Origin of the sequence: Melaminivora alkalimesophila, from assembly GCF_000282995.1 — a bacterium.
Classification (GTDB): Bacteria; Pseudomonadota; Gammaproteobacteria; order Burkholderiales; family Burkholderiaceae_C; genus Melaminivora; species Melaminivora alkalimesophila.
This window is the reverse complement of the sequence record NZ_ALEE01000553.1, coordinates 1-409: the sequence shown is the minus strand read 5'-3', so window position 1 is coordinate 409 and position 409 is coordinate 1. Positions and strand designations below refer to the sequence as shown.

Annotated in this window: 1 protein-coding gene; it reads left to right on the top strand. The window is 73.6% G+C overall.

What is annotated here, in order from left to right; translation table 11 throughout:
• Window positions 1-409 (top strand): HD domain-containing protein (locus A612_RS10840; protein WP_040436643.1); only part of this gene is annotated, 409 nt, incomplete at both ends.

Sequence of the window (409 nt, the reverse complement as noted above, 5' to 3'; positions counted from 1 at the left end):
GCTGGCGGTGCGCTTCGCCTGCCTGACGCACGATCTGGGCAAGGGCACGACGCCGGCCGACGTGCTGCCGCGCCACATCGGCCACGAGCAGCGAAGCGGCAGGTTGCTCAAGGGGCTGAGCGAGCGGCTGCGCGTGCCCAATGAATGCCGCGAGATGGCGGACGTGGTCGCGCGCGAGCACGGCAACATCCACAGAAGCGGCGAGCTGGGCGCGGCGGCGCTGCTGCGCCTGCTGGAGCGCTGCGACGCGCTGCGCAAGCCGCAGCGCTTTGCCGGAGTGCTGCTGGCCTGCGAGTGCGATGCGCGCGGGCGGCTGGGGTTCGAGGATTCACCTTACCCGCAGCGCGCGCGCCTGAGCGAGGCGCTGCAGCAGGCGCTGGCCGTGCCGACCGCCGAGGTGGCGGCCGAG